Consider the following 15328-nt stretch of genomic DNA (forward strand, 5'->3'; position numbering starts at 1 on the left):
TCGGAAACGGGGTGACTACGCGTGCCCACAGCGACTTCGGTCGTGGCCACGGCACTCCCACCGGTCCCGCTCGGAAGAGCGGGCGGGGGTGTGCGCCGGGCACCAGGATTGCCGGCATCCGCCGGTAGCAAACCGAGTTGGCGCACAGCGCCGAGAAAAGGAGAACGGCCATGGCCGTCGTCACCATTCGCCAGCTGCTCGACAGCGGCGTCCACTTCGGACACCAGACCCGCCGGTGGAACCCGAAGGTCAAGCGCTTCATCCTCACAGAGCGCAGCGGCATCCACATCATCGACCTGCAGCAGTCGCTGGCCTACATCGACCAGGCCTACGACTTCGTCAAGGAGACGGTCGCCCGCGGTGGCACCATCCTCTTCGTCGGCACCAAGAAGCAGGCACAGGAGATCCTCGCCGAGCAGGCCACGCGCGTCGGCCAGCCCTACGTGAATCAGCGCTGGCTGGGCGGGCTCCTGACGAACTTCCAGACGGTCTCGAAGCGTCTGGCTCGCATGAAGGAGCTCGAGGAGCTCGACTACGAGAACCCGGCGGAGAGCGGCTTCACCAAGAAGGAGCTGCTGCTGAAGAAGCGCGAGCTCGACAAGCTGCACAAGTCGCTCGGCGGTATCCGCAACCTGACCAAGACCCCGTCGGCCCTGTGGGTCGTCGACGCCAAGCGTGAGCACCTCGCCATCGACGAGGCCAAGAAGCTGGGCATCCCCGTCATCGGCATCCTCGACACGAACGCCGACCCCGACGACTTCCAGTACCCGATCCCCGGCAACGACGACGCCATCCGCTCGGTGTCGCTGCTGACGCGCATCATCGCCGACGCCGCCGCCGAGGGCCTGCAGCAGAAGCACAACCCCGAGGCCGGCGACGCAGAGCCCCTGGCCGAGTGGGAGCGCGAACTGCTCGAGGGCGGTGCTGAGGCCGCCGCCGAGGCGCCCGCTGAAGCCGCCGCAGAGGTCGCCGAGGCGCCCGTCGAAGCCGCTGAGGCTCCGGCAGAGGAAGCCCCGCAGAGCCGGCCGCCGAGGCCGAGGCTCCCGCAGAGTCCAAGTAACACTGGTCACACACTCGTACACACACCAAGCAAGGAGCCGCCACAACATGGCAAACTTCACCATCGCCGACATCAAGGCGCTGCGTGAGCAGCTCGGGACCGGAATGGTCGACACGAAGAAGGCGCTCGAGGAGGCCGAGGGCGACCTCGAGAAGGCCGTCGAGATCCTGCGCCTGAAGGGTGCGAAGGGCAACGCGAAGCGCGCTGACCGTTCCACCAGCGAGGGCCTCGTCGCCGCTCGTGAGCACGGCGCCGGCGTCACGCTCATCGAGCTCGCCTGCGAGACCGACTTCGTCGCCAAGAACGAGCGCTTCATCGCGCTGGCCGACAAGGTCGCCGACGCGGTCGCCGCGGCATCCGCCGACTCGGTCGAGGCTGCTCTGGCGGCTCCGGCCGGCTCGCAGACCGTCGAGCAGCTCATCTCGGACGAGGCCGCGATCATCGGTGAGAAGATCGAGCTTCGCCGTGCGCGCACCCTGACCGGTGACAACCTCGAGGTCTACCTGCACCGCACCAGCAAGGACCTGCCGCCGCAGATCGGCGTCGTCGTCGCCTACTCGGGTGACGACGCCGAGACCGCGCGCAGCATCGCCCAGCACATCTCGTTCGCCAACCCGTCGTACCTCACCCGTGAGGACGTGCCGGCGGAGGACGTCGAGAAGGAGCGGGAGATCGTCACCGAGATCTCGCGCAACGAGGGCAAGCCCGAGGCTGCGCTGCCGAAGATCGTCGAGGGCCGGGTCACCGCCTTCTTCAAGCAGGTCGCGCTCCTCGAGCAGGACTACGCCAAGGACAGCAAGCTCTCCGTCGCCCAGGTGGCGAAGGACGCCGGTATCACCGTGACGGACTTCGCGCGCTTCAAGGTCGGCGCCTAGCTCGCACGAGGGGGTTCGGATCTCACCGGTCCGAACCCCCTTTTTCATGCCCACGAGGCAGTATCTTGATTCGGGACGAGAGGAACCCACACATGTCTGCACGCACCGGTCGCCGTCGCGTCCTGCTCAAGCTCTCCGGCGAGGCCTTCGGCGGGGGCAGCTCGGGGTGAACCCCGACGTCGTCAGCGAGATCGCCCGCGAGATCGCGGCCGCCGTCGAGCAGGTGGAGATCGCCGTGGTCGTCGGCGGCGGCAACTTCTTCCGCGGGGCCGAGCTCAGCCAGCGCGGCATGGACCGCGGCCGGGCGGACTACATGGGCATGCTGGGCACCGTCATGAACGCCCTCGCCCTGCAGGACTTCCTCGAGCAGGCCGGCGCCCCGACGCGGGTGCAGTCGGCTATCGCGATGACCCAGGTCGCCGAGCCCTACATCCCGCTGCGCGCCGAGCGGCACATGGAGAAGGGACGCGTCGTCGTCTTCGGCGCCGGTGCAGGTCTTCCGTACTTCTCGACCGACACGGTCGCAGCGCAGCGGGCCCTGGAGATCCGGGCGCACGAGGTCCTCGTGGCCAAGAACGGCGTCGACGGCGTCTACGACGCCGATCCTCGCACGGATGCCACGGCCACCCGTTTCGACACCGTCACCTACCGCGATGCGCTGCAGCGCGGGCTCAAGGTCGTGGACTCCACGGCGTTCAGCCTGTGCATGGACAACGCCATGGACATGCGGGTGTTCGGCATGGAGCCGGCCGGCAACATCACCAAGGCGCTGCTGGGCGAGCACATCGGCACCCTGGTCTCGGCCTGAGCCAGGTGTGGGAGCACGGCTCTCCGCACGCTCCCCGATAGACTTGACCCACCCTGACGATTGGAGTCACCGTGATCGCGGATATCCTCGCTGAAACCACCACCCGCATGGCCCGGGCGGTCGAAGCCGCGAAGGAGGACTTCGCGACGGTGCGCAGCGGCCGCGCGAACCCGCAGCTGTTCCAGAAGGTCATGGTCGACTACTACGGGTCCCCGACACCGCTGGCACAGCTCGCCTCGCTCGCGAACCCGGAGGCGCGCATGCTGATCGTCACGCCCTACGACAAGTCGGCGCTGAAGGCCGTCGAGCAGGCGATCCGCGACATGCCGAACCTGGGCGCGAACCCGACGAACGACGGCAACGTCGTGCGGGTGACGATGCCGGAGCTGACCGAGGAGCGCCGCAAGGAGTACGTCAAGCTCGTGCGCTCCAAGGGCGAGGACGCGAAGGTGCAGCTGCGCGGCATCCGACGCAAGTCCAAGGATCAGCTCGACGCGCTCAAAGCCGAGGTCGGCGAGGACGAGGTCGCCCGCGGGGAGAAGGAGCTCGACGCCCTGACCCGCCAGCACGTCGACCAGGTCGACGACGCGCTCAAGCGCAAAGAGGCCGAGCTCCTCGAGGTCTGAGCACCGTGACCGACCCGCATGACGGCGACTCCGACGCCGGCGAACACCCCGATCTGCGAGAGCACTGGCGCAGCAAGCGCGAGGAGCTGCGCGGGGACTTCGAAGAGCTGCGGGGAGAGTTCGGGCAGCATGTCTCGCATGCGCGGGATCAGCTGGAAGAGGCGAACGAGCGCATCAAGGAGCGCACGGGCAGGGATCTGATCGTCGCGATCCTCATCGGCGTGGGCCTGGGGGCCGTGGTGGTCTCCTCCCTCGTCTTCGTCAAGTGGCTCTTCCTCCCGATCGCCCTCGCCATCGTGCTGCTGGGAACCTACGAGCTCTGCCGTGCCCTGCGTGCGGGCGGTCGCCACATCGATACCGTGCCGCAGATCATCGCGGCGGTTCTCCTCGTCCTGACGGCCTACTTCGCGGAGCTCTGGCTCTTCTGGGTGGCGCTCTTCGCCGCCGTCGTGCTCGTGATCGTGTGGCGGATGCTGGCGCAGATGCTCGCTGCAGACGGGCGCACCTACGGCGATGTGCTCTCGGATGTCCTCAGCAGCGCCCTGATCCAGATCTACGTGCCGTTCCTGGCGAGCATGGCAGTGCTCCTCCTGAAGGAGGACGGCGGCGAATGGTGGCTGCTGGGCTTCGTCGTGGTGGTCGTCGCCGCCGACACGGGCGCATACGCGTCGGGGCTCATGTTCGGCAAGCATCCGATGGCGCCGCGGATCAGCCCCAAGAAGACGTGGGAGGGCTTTGCTGGCGCCCTGGTGGTCTCGGGGGTCGCTGCGACGCTGATCGCGGTGTTCATGCTGGGGCTGCCCTGGTGGGCGGGACCGATCTTCGGTGTCGTGATCCTGCTGACGGCGACGCTGGGCGACCTCGCCGAGTCGATGCTCAAGCGTGATCTGGGCATCAAGGACATGAGCTCCTGGCTGCCGGGTCACGGCGGCGTCCTCGACCGGCTCGACAGCATCCTTCCCTCGGCTGCGGCAGCGCTGTGCCTCTACCACCTGCTACCCCTCTGGACGGGCGCCTGATGACGACCGAGATCTTCGCTCATGATGAATCCGATGACGCTGCTCCTGCTAAACCGGAGGTGCGCGAGGCTCCCCTGCGTTTCCGCTGGTGAAGGGTCGCACGCGCGGGTATCACCGCGCGGCCGTGGACGCGTTCCTCGCCGGCGCCCGCGAGAGCTTCGAACGCGATGACGACGCGGTGACCTCGGCGCACATCCGCGAGGCCTCTTTCCCGCTCGGTCGGAACGGCTACGAGATCGAGGCGGTGGATCGCGCACTCGGGCGGCTCGAGGACGCCTTCGCCGGACGCGAGCGCGACCGCGCCATCGCCGCCCGGGGTCGGGAGGAGTGGGTCACCGAGGCCCGGGGACTCGCCCAGGAGGTCCTCGACCACCTCGCCCGGCCGCGCAAGCACCGCTTCGCGCGAACGGGCCTGCTCACCTTCGGCTATCGCGTCGCGGAGGTCGATCACGTGGCTGACCTCATCACGCGTTACCTGCGCGACGGCGAGCCGCTCACTCCCGAGCAGGTGCGTTCCGCGGCCTTCCGCATGCAGCGGCGCGGGTACCGCGAGGAACAGGTGGATGCACTCCTCGACGCCACCGTGGAGGTCATCCTGGCCGTGCGCTGAGCTCGTTCATGCGAGTCTCAGCGAGGCTGGGTAGACTGTCTGCACTGTGTCGATGGGTCAAGAGATCACTCCCGCCGGGATTTCCGAACTCCCGGCGATCAGCGTCCCCGCCGGGCGAACGGCTGCGCCGCGTCGTCCGAGGCGCAGCGCGCTGATGAGCACGCTCGCGCTTCTGGGCGCGGTCGGCCTCACCGCCGCCGTCCTCTCTCCGACGGCGGTCGCGCTGGCAGAGGCTCCCGTCGTGGAGGCGGATGCCGCCGAAGGCGCCTTCAACCTCGTCCTCGCCGATGCGCAGAGCATCACGGTCGATGAGGAGTCCGGCGAGGCCTTCACCCCGGTCGAACGCGGCGCGTTCACCGTGTACGTCACACCCAAGCCGACGCCCACGCCGCAGGCGCAGGCACAGACGGCTGCGGCAGCGGTCAGCGGTCCGCCGCGGTACACCGGCGGCGGCGCTCCGGCGGAGTGGATGGCAGCCGCAGGAATCGCCGAGTCCGATCGCGCCTACGTCGACTACATCGTGCGGCGCGAGAGTGGCTGGAACCCCAACGCGACCAACCGCAGTTCGGGCGCCTGCGGGCTCGTGCAGGTCTACCCTGCTCCAAGCTCGCGAACGCCTACGACCCGGTTGTGAACCTGCGCTGGGCGAACGGCTACGCGAAGGGACGCTACGGCAGCTGGGAGAAGGCCTACGCCTTCTGGGTCCGCAACCACTGGTGGTAAGGGCTCTCCCGACTCTCATGCCTCGTTCACATCGACGCCGGCCGGAACCGTCGCGCGACAACGACTCCTTCGAACGCATGCTCGCGGGCTGGAAGCGCTCGGAGGTGCGTCGCGGTCAGGAGTGGATGGTGCAGCCGGTCACGGGCCAGCAGGCGCAGAAGGAGTACCTCTGCCCCGGATGCGGCCAGGTCATCTCTCCGGGCGTCGCGCACGTCGTCACCTGGCGCGCGGACGGTGTGCTCGGCGATCAGGCCGACCTCGCGGCTCGGCGGCACTGGCACTCGCACTGCTGGAGGATCGGATGACGGTCCAGATCCGCGGGCCGCTCCTGCTGCCGGCCCGCCGGGAGGACATCGAACTGCACACCGCCGACGGGCTGACGCTCGTCGGCGAGCTCGCCCTGCCGGAGGCCTCCGACCCCGTCGCGACGCTCGTGACGCTGCATCCGCTGCCGACGGCGGGCGGATTCATGGACTCGCACATCCTCCGCAAGGCGGCGGCCCGTCTGCCCGCCCTCGCCGATCTGGCGGTGCTCCGTTTCAACACCCGGGGGACGACCTCGGCGCGGGGGACCAGCGAGGGCTCTTTCGAGGGTGGTGTGGGGGAGCGTTTCGACGTCGAGGCGGCGATGGCGTTCGTGCAGGAGCGCGGCCTTCCCCGCCCGTGGCTGGTCGGGTGGTCGTTCGGCACCGAACTGGCGCTGAAGTACGGTCTGGAGCACGACATCGAGGGAGTGATCCTGCTCTCCCCGCCGCTGCATCGGGCGACCGAGGACGAGGTGGCAGCGTGGGCGGAGGATCCGCGCAGTGTGATCTGCCTCATCCCGGAGCACGACGACTACCTCCGTCCCACGGAGGCCACGGAGCGCTTCGCCTCGATCCCCGACGCCCGGCTCATCGCGATCGAGGGCGGGAAGCACCTGTGGGTGGGCGAGAGTCAGACCCGGCGCGTGCTCACCGAGATCGTCGCGGCGATCAACGCCGATGCGCTCCCGCTGCCGACCGAGTGGCCGGTCAGCGCTCGTTCTGCTGCGGAATGATCACCTGACGGTAGATGATCAGCAGGCTCGCGGCGACCGGGATCGCGATGAGCGCCCCGAGCAGCCCGAGCAGCGCACCACCGGACAGCGCGGCGACGACGATGACCGCGCCCGGCACCGAGACGGCCCTGCTCATGATGCGCGGGGAGATGAAGTAGGCCTCGATCTGCATGTAGACGAGATAGTAGATCCCCGCCGCCAGTGCGACGCCGGGCGAGCCGAGCCCGGGGATGAGGCAGACGAGCACGATGAGGGTCGAGCCCGTGAGGGTGCCGACGAGCGGGATGAGGGAGAAGAAGAAGGCGATGACGGCGAGCACGATCGGGAACGGCGCGCCGATGATCGACAGGTAGATCGCGCTCAGCACGCCGTTGATCACGCCGAGACTGAGCTGCCCGAGCACGTAGTAGCCGACCGAATCGGTGATCTGCTCGGCGAGATCGATGAAGCGGTCGCGCTTGGACGCGGGGACGAGCGCGTACACGGCGCGTTTGAGCGAGGGGTGGACGCGGTCAGGTAGATCGTCAGGATGAGGACGATGAAGGCGCCGAAGAGGCCGGTGGCGGCCAGGATCCCGGCGTTGAGGAGGCCGGTGCCGATGGACCCGAGGTTCGCCAGCAGCCAGTCCTGCGCCTCCAGTACGACGCGCTCGGTGTCCAGGCTCGGGAAGAGCTCGCCGAGCCGCTCCTGGACGTCGGTGACCAGGGTGGGGCGGTTGACGAAGCGGGTGATCTGATCGACGAGCTGGGCGACCTGGCCGATGATCAGGGGCAGCACGATCGAGATGATGCCGGCGAAGACGAGCAGGAGTGCGAGGATCGTGACGAGCACGGCCGCCCAGCGCGGCACCTTGCGCCGCTCGAGCCAGCGGATGGCGGGGTCGAGGCCGAGGCTCAGGAAGAGGGCGGTGCCGACGTAGAGCAGGACGGTGGAGAGGCTCTCGATCCCGGTGATGATGAGGATGCCGACGCCGACGCCGAGCGTTGCGACGAGCGCCGTGCGGAAGGGACTGTGGATCTTCATGGCACTCCTCGGGGCTCGCTTCCTCCAGCGTAGCGACGACAGCCCCGGGAGCCGGTGCGCGTCGCCGAGGAGCGGCGGAGACGTGTGCATCCGGGCAACACACAGGACGATTCGCTAGTCTGAAATGTCGAACGGAGATCTGCGGCCGTCTGCCGAGATCACGGAGGAGTTGATTCGTGCGATTCGTGTGGGCCGTGCTGGCCTTCGTGCTTGCCACGCTCTTGATCGGTGCGGGCATCGCCCAGCGCACCGTCTTCATCGGACCCAAGACCCAGCAGACCACGCTGAGCGTCGCGCAGCCCGAGGCGTACACGCTGGTCGACGGTGCCGTGCTGCGCACGCAGGCCGGCGCTCAGACGCTTCTCGTGCGCGGAGAGGGCGAGATCTTCGCCGCCTATGGGCGCACCCCCGACCTGCAGTCCTGGCTCGCCGACGCCTCGTACAACGCGATCACCGTCGATGACGAGGGCGAGATCGTCGTCGAGGCCGTCGCGCCGGTGCTCGTCCCCGAGGCCGAGGAGGCATCGGATGCCGCGGAGGAGTCCGCGGAGCCGGGCAAGCCCGGAAGGGATCCGGCGGGGTCGGATCTGTGGCTCGACGAGTTCACCGACGAGGACGCGCTGATCGCGGACATGCAGCTTCCCGAGGGCATGAGCGTGCTCATCGCGCGTGACGGCGTCGAAGACGCCCCGACCGACATCGCCGTGTCCTGGCCGCTGGACAACTCCACACCGCTGGCCGGTCCGCTCATGGTGGGTGGCGGCCTGCTGATGGCGCTCGGCATCGTCCTGTACATCCTCGCGATCCGGCACCAGCGTCGCGGTCGCGGTCCGAGGCGCAAGGGCCCCGGCCCGCTGCCGCCGACCGAGCCGATCGAGACGGTGGCGATCCCCGCGAGCGAGCGCGCGGCCATTGGTCGCGGCACGACGCAGCGCCGCCGTCTGCGTCTGGCTGTTCCGGCGCTCGGACTGTCCGTCGCGCTCCTGGCCGGCTGTTCCGCCGACTCCTGGCCGCAGTTGACGGAGTCGCCGACCCCGACGCCGACCGAGACCGTCATCGCGCCGGAGAACCAGCAGGCTCCTGCCGTGACCGAGTCGCAGGCGACCCGTATCCTGCAGCGCCTCGCGGCGACGATCGCCGAGGCCGACGAGGAGCGCGATGCCGATCTGCTCGCCACCCGGATGTCGGGCACTCCGCTGGCCGAGCGGAGGACCGACTACCGGCTCCGCGGCAAGATCGACGACCGCGAGGTGCCGGCAGCGATCCCGACCGAGAAGGTCAACATCCTGCTGCCGCAGGCCTACGACGGCTGGCCGCGCACCGTGCTCATCCTGTCGGAGGACACGGCGGCGGAAGACGAGGAATCGTCGAAGCTCGTGATCTTCACGATGGTCCAGGAGAGTCCGTGGGAGCCGTACAAGCTCACCTACTTCGCCGACATGCAGCCGGCCGCCGAGCTTCCGGACCTGGCTCCGGCATGGTTGGGCACCCAGCTGATCCCGCCGGCGTCGCCGTTCCTCTCGGTCGCGCCCGAAGAGGTCGACGCGGCGTTCGCGGACGTCATCGACAAGGGCGAGGACAGTGTTCACTACGATGCCTTCGATGAGGCGGCTCAGGCGCTGGCTGCATCCGTGCAGGAGAGCCGCGAGAGCGTCGTGAAGGCGCTGGCCGATCACGGGGCGGCGAAGACGTCCAAGGTGGCGTTCTCCACGAAGACGACCAAGAGCACACCCGTCTCGCTCGGCACGCTCGACAGCGGCGCGATCGTCGCTGTGGACCTCGTCGACACCGAGAGGGTCACGCCGACATCGTCGGATGCCGTCATCAAGCTCGGCGACAACGCCGAGGCTGAAGCGCTGACGGGTGTCTCCGAAGCATCCAAGGGTGTGGAGACCCGCTACAGCATGCAGCTGTTCTTCTCGGTGCCCAGCCAGGGCTCCACCGAGCCGATCAAGCTTCTCGCAGCACATCAGACCCTTCTCTCCGTGGCGGTGATCAAGTGAACGACATCTCTCCTGCGGCGCTGCGTGGCGCTGTGGACCTGTCCTCTCTGCGCAATCGTCCGGCTGCGGCGGATCCTGCGGCTCCGGCGGGCGGGGGCGCGGCATCCGGTGTCGTCGTCGACGTCACCGACGCGAGCTTCGGCGAGTACCTCGAGCTCTCCCGCCGCGTCCCGGTCGTCGTGGATCTCTGGGCGGAGTGGTGCGGTCCCTGCAAGCAGCTGAGCCCCGTGCTGGAGAAGGTCGTCCGTGAGCTCGGCGGCCGTGTCGTGCTCGCCAAGGTCGACGTCGATGCGAACCCGCAGCTGCAGCAAGCGTTCAATGCGCAGTCGATCCCGATGGTGATCGCGCTCATCGCCGGCCAGCCGGTGCCGATGTTCACCGGAGCGGTCCCTGAAGAGCAGGTGCGGGAGGTCTTCGCGAAGCTGCTGGAGCTGGCGGCTCAGCACGGCGTGACCGGCACCGTCGATGCGGGAGAGTCGGATGCGGCCGCAGAGGTGCCGGAGGAGGCGCCGCTTCCTCCGCTGCACGCCGAGGCCTACGCGGCGATCGAGTCAGGTGACTACGCCCGCGCCGTCGCGGCCTACGAGAAGGCCCTGGCGGAGAACCCTCGTGACGAGGACGCCCGTGCCGGTCTCGGCCAGGTGAAGCTGCTGCTGCGCGTGCAGGGGGCAGACCTGCAGGCGGCGCGTGCTGCGGCGGCGGAGAAGCCCACCGACGTCGAGGCGCAGTTCCTCGTCGCCGATCTCGACATCAGCGGTGGGCATGTCGACGACGCCTTCGGACGGCTGCTCGACCTCTTCGCGGCGCTGCCCGCCGACGAGCGCGCACCCGTGCGCGAGCGGCTCGTGGAGCTGTTCGGCCTCGTCGGCGATGCCGACCCGCGGGTCGCCGCGGCCCGCACCCGCCTCGCCTCCCTGCTCTTTTGACGCGAGACGGGTCAATGCGCGTAGCGCGTTGATGCGGCTCGGGTCAACGTTGAGCAAGGGGGCGCGAAGCGCGCCCGCGTCGAAACGCCCTGGTCCGGGTCGCGGACACGTCACCACGTATGTCGCTCCGCCGGTCGACCGGTAGGCCCGCCACCGGAACAGACCTCACCCCGAGATCGGCGACGGGATGTGCGCCTCCGGCTGATGCCGGAACCACAGCGTCGACAGCGCCGGGACGGTGACGCGCGCGCGGTGGTGGTGATCCCCGTGATCGTGTGCGACGACGATGCCGAGATTGCCGTCGTCGCGTCCGCCGTAGCTTGCGGCATCCGTGTTCAGGATCTCCTCCCACACGCCCGGCAACGGCAGGTCGAGCTCGACGCCGCTGCGCACCGTGTCGGCGAAGTGCGAGACGACCAGCACCGTGCCGCCGTGGCTGTCGCGGCGGACGAAGGCGACGATGTTCGGATCCCAGGCGGGCCCGCCGATACGCGAGAGGGACGTACCGTCGCCGTCGCGCTCCCAGAGCGGAGCCTGTGCCCGGTAGATGCGGTTCAGGTCGCCCACGAGCCTCTCGAGCTGCTGATGGCTGGGCTGCTCGCGCAGGTACCAGTCCAGTTCGCGGGACTCGGCCCACTCGGCCAGCTGCCCGAACTCCTGACCCATGAACAGCAGCTTCTTGCCCGGGTGCCCCCACATGAAGCCGAGGTAGGCGCGCGCGTTGGCGAGCTTGCGATCGTGGTCGCCGGGCATCTTCGACAGGAGGCTGCCCTTGCCGTGCACGACCTCGTCGTGACTGATGGGCAGGACGTAGTTCTCGCTGAACGAGTACACGAACGAGAACGTGATCTCGCCCTCGTGATGCGAGCGGTGGATCGGATCGCGCTGGATGTAGGTGAGGGAGTCGTTCATCCAGCCCATGTTCCACTTGAACCCGAAGCCGAGTCCGGCGTGCTCGGTGCGCTCGGTGACACCGGGGAAGCTCGTGGACTCCTCGGCGATCATCGTCACGCCCGGATGCGTGCGGTAGACGGTCGCGTTGACCTCCTGCAGGAAGCGGATGGCCTCGAGGTTCTCGCGGCCGCCGTGGATGTTGGGCTCCCACTCGCCGGGCTCACGCGAGTAGTCGAGGTAGAGCATGGAGGCGACGGCGTCCACGCGCAGGCCGTCGAAGTGGAACTCTTCGAGCCAGTACAGGGCGTTGGCCACGAGGAATCCGCGCACCTCGGGGCGTCCGTAGTCGAAGATCAGCGTGCCCCAGTCGCGGTGCTCGCCGCGGCGGGGGTCGGGGTGCTCGTAGAGCGGTTCGCCGTCGAAGCGGGCGAGGGCGAACTCGTCGCGCGGGAAGTGCCCGGGCACCCAGTCGAGGATCACGCCGATGCCGGCCTGGTGCAGTCGGTCGACGAGGTAGCGCAGATCGTCCGGTGAGCCGAAGCGCCGCGTGGGGGCGTAGTAGCCGCTGACCTGGTACCCCCATGAGCCGCCGAAGGGGTGCTCGGCCAGCGGCATGAACTCCACATGGGTGAAGCCCGTGGCCGTCACGTGCTCGATGAGGGGGTCGGCGATCTCACGGTAGCCGAGGCCGCCGCGCCACGACCCCAGGTGCAGCTCGTAGATCGACATCGGCTGGGCGTGGGCGCCGGTCGCGGCGCGTTTGGTCATCCATCCGCCGTCGCCCCAGGCGTAGGCGGAACGGGTGACGACGGATGCCGTCTCCGGCGGGGTCTGCGCCTCCTGCGCCATCGGGTCGGCCTTGACGACCCAGCGGCCGCCGCGCGTGAGGATCTCGTACTTGTACCGGGCCCCGAGCCCGACGCCGGGGATGAACAGCTCCCAGACGCCGCTCGCGCCCATGGAGCGCATCGCGTGCCCTTCGCCGTTCCAGTCGTTGTGGTCGCCCACGACGCGCACGGCCTGGGCATTCGGCGCCCAGACGGCGAAGGACGTGCCGGTCTCGCCGCCGACCGCGCGCGGATGCGCGCCCAGCACCCGCCACAGCTGCTCGTGGCGACCCTCGGAGATCAGGTGCAGGTCGAGCTCGCCGATGGTCGGTTCGTGCCGGTAGGGGTCGCCGGCGGTCCACTCGGAGCCTTCGTCGTAGGTGGCGGTGATGCGGTAGACCTTGGGCGGCCCGGGATGGACGGCCTGCCATATGCCGTCGGCGACATGCACGAGCGGGAGCCGCGTCCCATCGGCGAAGGCCGCGGTGACGGTGGCGGCCAGGGGCCTGCGGGCACGGATCGTGGTGATGGTGCGGCCGGCGGCATCCGTCTCCTTGTGCGCACCGAGCAGCACGTGCGGATCATGATGGGCGCCTTCGGCGACCGCTGTCCACGCTCCGTCACCGAGCTGCTCGGCGGCGGGATTCGGAGTGTTCATGATGCCTCCTTCACCCTCAGGATGTGCACCGGCTCGACGAAGGCGTCGAGGCGCACGTAGTTGTGATCGGTCCACGTCCAGGTTTCGCCGGTCACGAGGTCTTCCACTTCGAAGGGGTCTCCGGGCTCGACGCCCCAGACGCGCGTGTCGAGGTGCACGGTGGTCGCGCGGACCGAGTGCGGGTCGACGTTGGCGACCACGAGGATCGTGTCGGGGCGGCCTGTGCCGGTGAAGTCGGCGTCGAGATGCTTGGAGTAGACGAGGATCGCGTCGTCGTCGCTCCAGTGCACGGAGAAGTTGCGCAACTGGCGCAGGGCGGGGTGCTCTCGTCGGATGCGGTTGAGCATCCGCAGGTAGGGGGCGAGCGACTCGCCGCGCTTCTCGGTACCGGCGAAGTCGCGCAGCTTGTACTCGTATTTCTCGTTGTCGATGTTCTCCTCGGAGCCGGGCCGGGCGATGTTCTCGAACAGCTCGTACCCCGCGTACACGCCGTAGGTCGGCGCCGCTGTGGCCGCGATGGCCGCACGGATCTTGTAGGCGGCCCGCCCGCCGAACTGCAGGTACTCGGTGAGGATGTCGGGGGTGTTCACGAACAGGTTCGGGCGCAGGAAGTCGGCGGTGTCGTCGGCGAGCCCGGTGAGGAACTCCTCGAGCTCGGCCTTGGTGTTGCGCCAGGTGAAGTAGGTGTAGCTCTGCTGAAAGCCGGCGGCGGCGAGGCCCTGCAGGGGGCGGGGCGGGTGAACGCCTCGGCGAGGAAGACGACGTCGGGGTGCTCGGCGTTCACCTCGGCGATGAGCCACTCCCAGAACTGCAGGGGCTTGGTGTGCGGATTGTCGACGCGGAAGATGCGCACGCCCTGCGCGACCCAGTGCCGCACGATGCGTAGCACCTCGGCGTAGAGGCCGTCGGGGTCGCCGTCGAAGTTGAGGGGGTAGATGTCCTGGTACTTCTTCGGCGGGTTCTCCGCGTAGGCGATCGTGCCGTCGGGCAGGGTCGTGAACCATTCGGGGTGCTCGGTGACCCAGGGGTGGTCGGGCGAGGCCTGGAGGGCGAGATCGAGCGCGACCTCGATGCCCGCCTTCTTCGCGGCCCGCAGGAAGGCACGGAAGTCGGCCAGGGTGCCGAGGTCGGGGTGAACGGCGTCGTGCCCGCCCTCGGCGGCGCCGATAGCCCAGGGGGAGCCGGGATCCTGCGGGCCGGCCTTGAGCGTGTTGTTCGGGCCCTTGCGGTGCGTGCGCCCGATGGGATGGATCGGAGGCAGGTAGAGCACGTCGAAGCCCATGTCGGCGACGGCAGGAAGACGCTTGGTCGCGGTGCGGAAGGTGCCGCTGACGATGGTGCCGTCCTTGCGCTGCTTCGCGCCCTCAGAGCGCGGGAAGAACTCGTACCAGGCGCCGACGCCGGCACGCTCGCGCTCGACGAGGATCGTGAAGTCCGAGGTCTCGCTCTGCAACGACGACAGCGGACGTGCGGCGAAGAGCGCTGCCAGCGCGGGGTCGGATGCCGTAGCGAGGGCGCCGACGGCATCCGCCTTCTTCAGATCCTTGGCGGTGGCGCGCAGGCGCTTGCGCTCGGCGGCGGGCCGGTCTTCCTCTGTCGCCGCCCGCGTGAGCAGTTCGACGCCCAGCGCGGTCATGACCGCGACGTCGACCCCGGCCGCGATCTTGACGGAGGCCGCGTGCGCCCAGGTCGCGAAGTCGTCGGCGAAGGCCTCGAAGCGGTAGCTCCAGCGGCCGGTCTCGTCGAGGGCGATCTGCGCCTCCCAGCGGTCGGTGCCATCGGCCAGGGGCGTGAGGCGGTGCAGGCTTTCGTCTCCCGCGGGGAGGTCAGGCGCAGGTGCGCCCCGATGCGATCATGCCCTCGCGGAATGCGACCACGCGGAAGGGCACGACCTCGCCCGCGAACGCCTTGGGGGCGAAGCCTCCGGGCGCCTGAGGCCGTGGATCGGCGAGCGGGATGCGGCCGGTGCGCGTGCCTGCTCCCTGTTCCGGACGAGACTCTCGCCACGGAATCTGCGTCGGGCTCCGCAGAGCCCCCGATACCTTCTCAGCGCGTGCAGCCACACTCTGAATGTACCGCTCCGGAAGGGCTTGTGGTGGATGATGAGATGCTTGCATCGGATACCCGGCAAATGTCTATGCTGGCGGAACTGAGGGAGCCTGGCGGTGGAGGGGAGCCTGGATTCGATCACATGACTCGCCTCCTCGGGAGGAGGATGACGGGGAGTAGTTCTGGAT

The 15328-nt window shown here is 69.0% G+C and carries 11 protein-coding genes and 3 pseudogenes; 11 read left to right on the top strand and 3 right to left on the bottom strand.

Annotated features, from left to right (window positions below; all coding sequences use genetic code 11):
* The first annotated feature begins 170 nt into the window (after window positions 1-170).
* From rpsB to KAE78_RS13695, 9 genes and pseudogenes are all read left to right on the top strand, one after another.
* Window positions 171-1148 carry a 30S ribosomal protein S2 gene (rpsB, locus tag KAE78_RS13655; protein ID WP_223171209.1) on the top strand — a complete coding sequence of 326 codons (978 nt, stop codon included), beginning with the start codon at window positions 171-173 and terminating at the stop codon, window positions 1146-1148.
* Complete coding sequence (tsf, locus tag KAE78_RS13660; protein ID WP_223171210.1) at window positions 1108-1935, top strand: translation elongation factor Ts; 828 nt, start codon at window positions 1108-1110, stop codon at window positions 1933-1935. Before rpsB ends, tsf begins: the two co-directional genes overlap by 41 nt.
* Before the next feature lie 92 nt (window positions 1936-2027).
* Window positions 2028-2743, top strand: a pseudogene (gene pyrH / locus KAE78_RS13665) (UMP kinase).
* Between the two features lie 71 nt (window positions 2744-2814).
* A complete protein-coding gene (gene frr / locus KAE78_RS13670; RefSeq protein WP_223171211.1) occupies window positions 2815-3369 on the top strand; it encodes a ribosome recycling factor in 555 nt (184 codons plus the stop codon).
* Between the two features lie 5 nt (window positions 3370-3374).
* Window positions 3375-4388 (top strand): phosphatidate cytidylyltransferase, encoded by a 1014-nt coding sequence (locus KAE78_RS13675; RefSeq protein ID WP_411155956.1) that lies wholly within the window; start codon window positions 3375-3377, stop codon window positions 4386-4388.
* A gap of 124 nt (window positions 4389-4512) precedes the next feature.
* Window positions 4513-4998 (top strand): DivIVA domain-containing protein, encoded by a 486-nt coding sequence (locus KAE78_RS13680; protein WP_262927678.1) that lies wholly within the window; start codon window positions 4513-4515, stop codon window positions 4996-4998.
* 154 nt (window positions 4999-5152) lie between these two features.
* Window positions 5153-5632 carry a transglycosylase SLT domain-containing protein gene (locus KAE78_RS13685; protein ID WP_223171212.1) on the top strand — a complete coding sequence of 160 codons (480 nt, stop codon included), beginning with the start codon at window positions 5153-5155 and terminating at the stop codon, window positions 5630-5632.
* 106 nt (window positions 5633-5738) lie between these two features.
* Window positions 5739-6026, top strand: a complete 288-nt coding sequence (locus KAE78_RS13690; protein WP_223171213.1) for a hypothetical protein — start codon at window positions 5739-5741, stop codon at window positions 6024-6026.
* A complete protein-coding gene (locus KAE78_RS13695; RefSeq protein ID WP_223171214.1) occupies window positions 6023-6760 on the top strand; it encodes an alpha/beta hydrolase in 738 nt (245 codons plus the stop codon). Before KAE78_RS13690 ends, KAE78_RS13695 begins: the two co-directional genes overlap by 4 nt.
* Here the strand turns inward: KAE78_RS13695 and KAE78_RS13700 are convergent.
* Window positions 6735-7783 (bottom strand): annotated as a pseudogene (locus tag KAE78_RS13700) (AI-2E family transporter). The gene KAE78_RS13695 and the pseudogene KAE78_RS13700 sit on opposite strands and share 26 nt — an antisense overlap.
* Window positions 7784-7959: 176 nt before the next feature.
* Between KAE78_RS13700 and KAE78_RS13705 the strand changes: the two are divergent.
* Both KAE78_RS13705 and KAE78_RS13710 read left to right on the top strand, forming a co-directional pair.
* Window positions 7960-9786: a glycosyl transferase gene (locus KAE78_RS13705; RefSeq protein WP_223171215.1), complete on the top strand. Its 1827-nt coding sequence runs from the start codon at window positions 7960-7962 to the stop codon at window positions 9784-9786.
* Window positions 9783-10712, top strand: coding sequence for a tetratricopeptide repeat protein (locus KAE78_RS13710; RefSeq protein ID WP_223171216.1), 930 nt, complete (start codon window positions 9783-9785; stop codon window positions 10710-10712). Before KAE78_RS13705 ends, KAE78_RS13710 begins: the two co-directional genes overlap by 4 nt.
* A 165-nt stretch (window positions 10713-10877) precedes the next feature.
* On the opposite strand, the gene glgB is transcribed toward KAE78_RS13710, so the two are convergent.
* The gene (gene glgB, locus KAE78_RS13715; RefSeq protein ID WP_223171217.1) at window positions 10878-13091 is read right to left on the bottom strand and encodes a 1,4-alpha-glucan branching protein GlgB; all 2214 of its coding nucleotides are present in this window, start codon (window positions 13089-13091) and stop codon (window positions 10878-10880) included.
* Window positions 13088-15154: pseudogene (locus KAE78_RS13720) on the bottom strand (alpha-1,4-glucan--maltose-1-phosphate maltosyltransferase). The gene glgB and the pseudogene KAE78_RS13720 overlap by 4 nt, the downstream one beginning before the upstream one ends.
* Between the last annotated feature and the right edge of the window lie 174 nt (window positions 15155-15328).

Origin of the sequence: Microbacterium sp. NIBRBAC000506063, from assembly GCF_017968845.1 — a bacterium.
Classification (GTDB): domain Bacteria; phylum Actinomycetota; class Actinomycetes; order Actinomycetales; family Microbacteriaceae; genus Microbacterium.